Genomic DNA, 7,197 nt, shown 5'->3' with positions numbered 1-7,197 from the left:
TGAACAGCGCGTCGTAATTGGCGAGCTTGGCCAGGTCCCGCTTGGTGATCGGCTCGATTTCGACGCCCATCTTCTCGGCGATCTTGGCCCAGTAGCGCAGCGACGAGATCTCCGAGGGCGGCAATTCCTCATGCGGGTCGACCAGCGTGGCGAAGGTGTAGCGCGCCGGCGTGCGGCCCTTGGTGTCGCGCCATTCCCGGTTGGTGTAGGTCTCCAGGCACTGGATGAAGCTTTTTTCCTCGTCCTCGGTCATGCGCGCCAGCGGATGGAAGCCGATCTTGCGGATCGAGGCCCATTCGGCGCTGTCCTTGATGTGGACTTCGAGCGCCGGTGCGCGGAACCAGTCGAACAACAGCTTGGCGAAACGGTCCCAGATTTTCGACGGCCCGATGCCGAAGAAGATGCAGACCTTTTGCGGAAAGGTGCCGCCGAGGTCCTTGCGGCATTTGTTGAGCGCCAGTTCCAGTTCCGGCAGCGCGTGTTCATAGAGCTTGCGCTCCGACAGGTCGATCACCGTCTCGACGGTCGGGATCACCTTGTGGCCGCGCGAGCTTGCCAGCAGCGAGGCATAGTAGCCGCGGCTCTGGTAGCCGTAATTGTTCGACAGGTTGATGACCTTCGGCCGCTGACCGCGAAACAGCGACGGATGCGCGAGATAGTCGCGATTGGTGATGATCTTGTGTGGTGTCGCCACCTGGTCGAGATCGCTCTGCCTGCCTGTAAGAATAACCCAGGTCATTGTTATCAGCGCTTTCCCAGAGTGATGGCAGCACGCAGTCCGTCGCGGCCGAACTGCGCCATGTTCATGAAGATGCCGTAAGGCACGGGAATGTTGGCGGCATCAAGGATGGTCTCCTGCCTTTCGTCCTCGACCCAGGGGTCGTGGATCAGGATATGGTCGCCGTCATCGCCGATCGCCAGCACCCAGTGCGGCACCTTTTTGCCGAACATCAGGAAGCCGCTGATCAGCACCAGCACCAGTTTTCCCTCCGCGATCGAAGCCCTGATATCATCGATGGTGAACGGACGGTAATTCACCGGGATGCCGTAAAGTTCCGCGCGCCGGCGAAAGTCGACCTGAGCGAGTTCCATCACCCGACGCTTGTCCTCGCTACGCACCGATTGCAGAAACAGCGCGCCGTAGAAGGACACGTAGATCTCCGCCGCAAGCCCGCTCTCGTACCCCGAGACAGCGAGGCCGAACGGTTCGCATCCGCCAGGACCCGACATCATGAAGACGGTCGTCGCTTCACGCCACAGCCGGATTTCCATGACCGGATCCGGCACGAAGCCACGGTCGAAATTGGCCATCGCCATCATCAGGCAGCACGGGCCGCAGGTGAATTCGCAGGTCTGCTGGTAGAACGGCACCTTGGTGGCAATCGGAATGTCGCCGCGCAAGGTCTTTTCGTAGCGAAGTGCTGTCCCGCCATCCTCATAATAGCCGGGTTCACGGCCGATCTTGCGATAGCCGGCCTGTTCGTAGATGCGGATCGCGCGGCTGTTGTCCTCGCGCACCTCCAGACGCAGCATCATGCGGCCGTGCTCGAAGGCGGCGTCTTCGGCGGATCCGAGCAGCATGCGGCCAACACCCAGCCCACCGAAGAACGGACCGGTCGCAATCGAGTAGAGGCGCGCCACGCCGCTGCCCTTGCGAAACAGCACGATCGCATAGCCGGCCACGCGGCCGTCGACTTCGGCGACCAGCGTCTCGGCGGTTTCACGCTCGATGAACAGGCGGAAGGAACGGCGGGAAATACGGTCGCTCGAGAAAACAGCTTTCTCGATGGCGGCGAGATCATCGACGTCAGACGCGCGGGCCGTGCGGATCTCGGCAGGCATGCGGCTTGAGAAAACCTCGATTTGGTGGTGGGAAATGCCCTACTGAAAAACGTTCAGGACATCAGCCGAAATACTGATGGCCACAAAGCGCTATCGCACCTTGAATAGGGCCGAATTGTGACAGATTCGGCAGCAGCCCGGCGATGCAAAACGCTTTGAACAGGATCGCTATTTACAGACTGGCGCCACCACCAAAAGCGGCGCCTTTCAACTGGCCAGGCCTGCCAGAAGCTGGCCATAGGCGCTCTTTGCCACGACGGCCAGTTGCTCGCGCGGCAGCGAGCCGACGACGGCGCAGCCATAGCCCTTGTCCAGCCAGTAGACGGCCTCGGGTCCGTCCTGCGCGGCGATGTAAGTGCCCTTGGCATTTTCCGCCGATTCCGCTGTGACGAACAGGGATATACGCTCGCCCTTGTCGTCCTCGTAGAGCAGCATCGCGGCCTTGTTCTCGCCCGCCGGAAGCAACCGACCGCCGACCAACTGGAAACCGTTCGCGGTCAGATCCGGCGCCACCAGCTTCAGCCCTATCCGGTTGGACAGCCAGGTCTGCAGATGATCCTTGTCGCTGGCCGGCACTTCGACGGCATGCCGCTTTTCGGCGGCATAGATGACATGGGCCGCGATTGCCTGCTCGGCCAGCCGATCTTCCGCGGGATCCTCCTGCCCCATGCCGTCGACGCCGGCAAGGTAGCCACCAAGCCCTCCGGCGACCAGAAGTACGGCAGCGGCTGCGGCAAGCCACCAGCGCGAGCTTGGCACAGCCGCCTTGACCGGCGCCTCGCCGAGCACGACCTTGCGCAGCCGCGCCGGGACGGCTTCGTCCAGCACGCCGGCGAAGGCCGCCCGCAAGGCCGTCCGGTCGGCAGTGAAGCGGGCGCTCTTGGCTTTCATCTCGGGATTGGCGTCGAGCCAGGCATCGTAAGCGGCGCGCTCGTCGCTGGGCAACTCGCCATCGAGCGCCATGTGGATGTCACGTTCGGAAAAGTCGCGGCGGATCATTTCTCGACGATCCTTATCGCGCGGCGACGCGCCGTGTCGTCCAGCAACCCGCGCAATTCCTCACGCCCGCGCGCAATGCGCGACATCAGCGTGCCGGCAGGCACGCCCAGAATGTTGGCTGCTTCGGCATAGGAAAAACCTTCGATGGCAACCATGACAAGGGCTGCGCGACGGTCGGGGCTGATCGCCTGCAATGCGTCGATGATCTCGCGCGACGCGATGCTCTCCACCTGCTCGGCCGGCTGGGCAACAGCCTCGCCCGCTTCCAGCGGCAACATCGCTGCCTCGCCGCGACGGTTCACCTTGCGCATCTGGTCGATGAACAAATGATGCATGATCGTAAACAGCCACCTCCGGGGGCTTTCTCCTGTCTGCCAGTTGTCGAGCCGCACAAGCGCCCGCTCGAGGCAATCCTGGACGAGATCGTCGGCAGCGTCGCGGTCGCGCAAAAGCGAGCGTGCGTAGCGGCGCAGGCGCGGTATTTCGCCAAGGATTGCTGCCTTCTTTTCGTCCATGACCGCTGGTTCTGTGGTCGCCCTTGTTGATCCCAATTGAACGCGCCTTCCGGGCGCGGCGCAAGCGGCCAGCGCGAAGCGGTCCGCCGCTCCGGTCACCCAAGCAATGAGATAACGAGCTCATTGACCGATTTATTCCCGGCCAGACTAAAATCGTATTGTTCTTGCTTGCCTTTATCCGTTTTCCTTCGCCGCCCGTGTCAGCAGCCGCTGATAAAACAGGCCGATGCCGATCAAAACCGCGCCAAGGCCGATGAAGGATAGTGCCCGTAGCACGCCTTCAAGCTCCGACATGTCGAAGATGAAGACTTTCAGCACGGCGATCGCGATCAGCGCGGCCGAGGCAATGCGCAGCACCTGCGATTTCAACCAAACGCCGGCTGTGAGTAACGCCACGCCGATGACCAGCCAGAGCGCCGAGTAAGTGTAGGTCTCCAGTTGGCCAAGCCCGCTCCACAGGCCGATGAATTCGCCCTTGAACAGGCGCCTCACCGACAGCGTGGCATAGGCGAAGGCAAGCACTGCGGCCACCAGAGCCAGCATCTGCGTATACCATTTCGGCCGCTTGTCCCTCGCATAGAGCGCCAGCCCGCCGGCGGCCGCCGCCGGCAGGAGATAACCAAGGAACAACAGGTTGAACACCGGGATCTGGCCGGTCGATTCGTCTGACAACAACGGGTTCAGCACCACGAAGTGCCTGACAACGATGAAGGCGACGGAGACCACGCCGGCGGCCATCGAACCGTAGCGCAGCACCGAGCTTGGCGAGCGGATGTCGATGGCGACGAGGATGGCGCCGGCGCCGATGGCGATCAGCGTGTAGATCGACTGTTCAGCGAGCGTCATGGCGCCGGTGTCGATGACGCCGCCATGCATGGCATGGCGCACCAGCATGGCGAGCGTGAGCAGCGCAAACAGCGCTGCCGCCGCTTCCATGGCGAGGCGTGGCCGGCCATTGGTGGTGCGGGCGAGCTGCCAGGCGGCAAAGCCGAAGGCGAGCGCCGGCACGCCGTAGCCCGGCAGCAGCCAGTTGAACACCGGTGTCGTCGACAGGAACTCGGCGCCGACAATAGTCGGGTCGAAGGCGACGCGGCCAAGCACCGCGATTACCGCGCCGACCGAAATCCAGCCGAGCACCGGATAGGAGCGCCAGCGCGTGGCCAGCGCCGGCACGATGGCCGCCGCACCGAGCAGGATGGTGGTCCAGCCGGAATCGAAAGCCATATGCAGCATCAAGAGCCCGGCGATGGCCGCGCCGCCCAGGGCAAACGACACCGCGATACCGCCCTTGAGCGGCGGCTCTTCTGCCCGCGCGATCCACTCGCCGCCGGCGGCGAAGACCGCGACCAGCAGTACTGCTGCGGCAGCGTAGACAAGGTCGCGGTCGAGATTGCCAAAGGTGAACCAGAGTGCCAGCAGGATGACCAGCGGCACGATGACGCCCCACGCCGCCCATGAGGCCGCGCGGATTTGCGTCCCGGCGGCGAACCTGCGCGCGGCCCAGAAGCCGGCGCCGATGAAGACCAGGCCAAGTGCGATGCCGATGCGCAATGTCAGCGCATTGGACGTGGCCAAGGGCAGTCCATCGACGCCCAGGGCACCGCCCGAAAAATCGGAAGCGATCGAGGTTGGCGGGATGATGCCGAGATAGATCAGCACCGTGACCAGTCCGGCCGCATAGAGGAGCGGCAGCGCCAGCGGACGATAGAGCGCGACGGCCACCATTGCGGCGATCACCACGGCGCCCGGCAAGGCATAGCCGGCGGCGGCAAAGACCGGGTCGACCGACAGGCCCAGCGCCGAAAATGCGACGAACAGACCAGGCACGATGGACGGCCAGTCGAAAGCCCCGGCTGGCCCGGCTTCATCGCCACGGCGAGCGAGCCAGACAAGGGCGAGCACGGCCAGTGTGACGGCGTCGATGAACAGGATGGCAGAGAGGTTCGCTCCCGGTGCATCGGTCATGTAAAGGATGGTCCAGACACCGGTACCGAAAAAGGCCGCCGCCATCAGCGACTTCCAGTCGCGCATGCGGGCGATGACGCCAGTGGCGGCGAGCACGATCGCGAGATAGCCGAACAGCGCCCAGGGATTGGGCGCCTGCGAGGCGATCAGCACCGGGGTCACCATGGCGCCGACGAGGCCGATGCCGGCCAGCGCCTGGCCATGGACCAGGGCTGCTGCGATCGTCGCCACGCCGATGGCGCCGAGCAGCGTGAAGGCGAGCGCCGGGCCAATGAAGCCGTAAATGCCATGCGCGGCATAGACGGTGCCGAACAGGATGAAGGCACCGGCGGCAGTCAGGATCGCTGGAATATAGGCGCCGGCAACGCCTTGCACCGGCACTTTGAAGCCGGTGCGGCGGATGAACTCGCCGCCGGCGACCAGCACAAGGCCGAGCACGCCGGCCATGGTCAGCCGCACCCCGGGGCCGAAAATGCCGGCCTCGATGGTGTAGCGGATCAGGAACAGGCCGCCCAGCGCCAGCGCGATGCCGCCGACCCAGACCGCCCAGCGAGTGCCGAGCGCCGTTTCGACGTCGGATCGGCGGGCGGCTTTCGCCGCGGCAGGTTCCGCTGCTTTCGGCGCCGCCTCGCTTGGCGCCCATGGCCCGGACACGACCTCACCGGTTGGGGGTTCCACCTCTGTATCCAGCGCCTGCGCGGCGACCGACTCGCTTACCACTGGTGGGGTGATATCGGCCGCGGCCGCTACGGCCGGAACCACATCGGCGGGCGCGGCCTGTTCGGACGGCTTGGCCAAGGGCGGCACGGCACCCGAAAGCACCAGGCTGCGCAGCGCGCCAAGCTCGCGCTCGACCAGGCCGATGCGGCTCTGCTGGCGCGAAATGATGACGAACAAGGCGATGATGGCGACAAGGCCGATCAGGCTTTCAAACATGGCGGTTCCCCCAAACCAGGCCAGTTTTCACTGACGTTCAGTCTCACTGACACTCAAATGCGGTGGCCAAACGGCCACAAAACTCAACGCGCTGCCAGATTGGCGGCCGGAAAGATCGAGCATGTTTCGGTGCCGAAAGCCAGCAACTTGCCGCCGGCATCCTTCAACGTCGCCTCCGACACCGCCAGCGTGCGGCCTTTGTGAACAACCTTGCCCTCGCAGACCACCTCGCCCGTCTTCGGCGTGATCGGCCGCGTCAAATTCACCTTGAACTCAGCCGTCGTGTAGGCCTCGCCCTTCTCGAGCAGCGTCTGCACGGCGCAGGCCAGTGCCGAATCGAGCAGCGTCGCCGCCCAGCCGCCATGCACGCTGCCCAGCGGGTTGAGGTGGCGCTCGTTGGGCACACCACGGAACACGGCATGGCCTTCCGACACTTCGGTCAGCGAGAAGCTGAGCTGGAAGGAGATCGGCGGCGCCGGATACTTGCCGTCGACGATGCGCTGCAGCAGCTCAAGACCAGTGTATTCCAGGATGTCGGCATGCGGAATGGTGCCGAGGCCAAGCGGCGAGACCCGGCCGGGATAAAGTTCGACTTCGCTCATGTGATGATTTCTCTGGCCGCGTCCTCGCCGGCAATGGCCTTGCCGCGCGCGTGGTGCTTGCGCAAGGCGGCAAGGAAGCCGGCGCGAGCGTCGGGCGGCTCGATGCCGCGCGGCTCATAGACGTGGCGGGTGAAGAAGAAGCCGGTCAGCCGGAAGGCGTCGTCGACCGCTGCCGCATCGGCGCGCAGGCCGGAGCCGCGCTGCAGGAAGGCCGGCAGAGCCAGCATCTTGTCGCGCCATGGCAAGCCTGCTTCGCGCGATACCGCGCGACCCGATTTTGGCGAGACATAGGCAAGATCCTGCCGCGTGCCGGTCGCGGCGCATTGGCTGAGATCGAG

7 protein-coding genes are annotated in these 7,197 nt (G+C 64.5%); all 7 read right to left on the bottom strand.

Translation table 11 applies throughout. The features are described from left to right. On the bottom strand, positions 1-739 hold a 739-nt coding region (locus EN935_RS15755), incomplete at its 3' end, for a RimK-like ATPgrasp N-terminal domain-containing protein (RefSeq protein WP_206534523.1). Between the two features lie 5 nt (positions 740-744). Next, complete coding sequence (locus tag EN935_RS15750) at positions 745-1,842, bottom strand: peptidase C39 family protein (protein WP_109662706.1); 1,098 nt, start codon at positions 1,840-1,842, stop codon at positions 745-747. Between the two features lie 207 nt (positions 1,843-2,049). Then, positions 2,050-2,841, bottom strand: a complete 792-nt coding sequence (locus EN935_RS15745) for an anti-sigma factor (protein WP_109662703.1) — start codon at positions 2,839-2,841, stop codon at positions 2,050-2,052. Further along, on the bottom strand, positions 2,838-3,356 hold the full coding sequence (locus tag EN935_RS15740; RefSeq protein WP_013532577.1) for an RNA polymerase sigma factor: 519 nt from the start codon (positions 3,354-3,356) through the stop codon (positions 2,838-2,840). The genes EN935_RS15745 and EN935_RS15740 overlap by 4 nt, the downstream gene beginning before the upstream one ends. 174 nt (positions 3,357-3,530) lie before the next feature. Beyond that, positions 3,531-6,257, bottom strand: coding sequence for a DUF2339 domain-containing protein (locus EN935_RS15735; protein ID WP_127263200.1), 2,727 nt, complete (start codon positions 6,255-6,257; stop codon positions 3,531-3,533). An 83-nt stretch (positions 6,258-6,340) separates the two neighbouring features. Then, positions 6,341-6,859 (bottom strand): PaaI family thioesterase, encoded by a 519-nt coding sequence (locus EN935_RS15730; protein WP_126068547.1) that lies wholly within the window; start codon positions 6,857-6,859, stop codon positions 6,341-6,343. Further along, positions 6,856-7,197: DNA repair protein RecO C-terminal domain-containing protein (locus EN935_RS15725; protein ID WP_206534522.1), on the bottom strand; the 342-nt coding region annotated here is incomplete at its 5' end. The genes EN935_RS15730 and EN935_RS15725, both read right to left, overlap by 4 nt.

It is taken from the genome of Mesorhizobium sp. M7D.F.Ca.US.004.03.1.1, assembly GCF_003998635.1.
GTDB classification, from domain to species: Bacteria; Pseudomonadota; Alphaproteobacteria; order Rhizobiales; family Rhizobiaceae; genus Mesorhizobium; species Mesorhizobium loti.
Note: the sequence above shows the minus strand (reverse complement) of the source record. Positions and strands in the feature narration are given on the sequence as shown.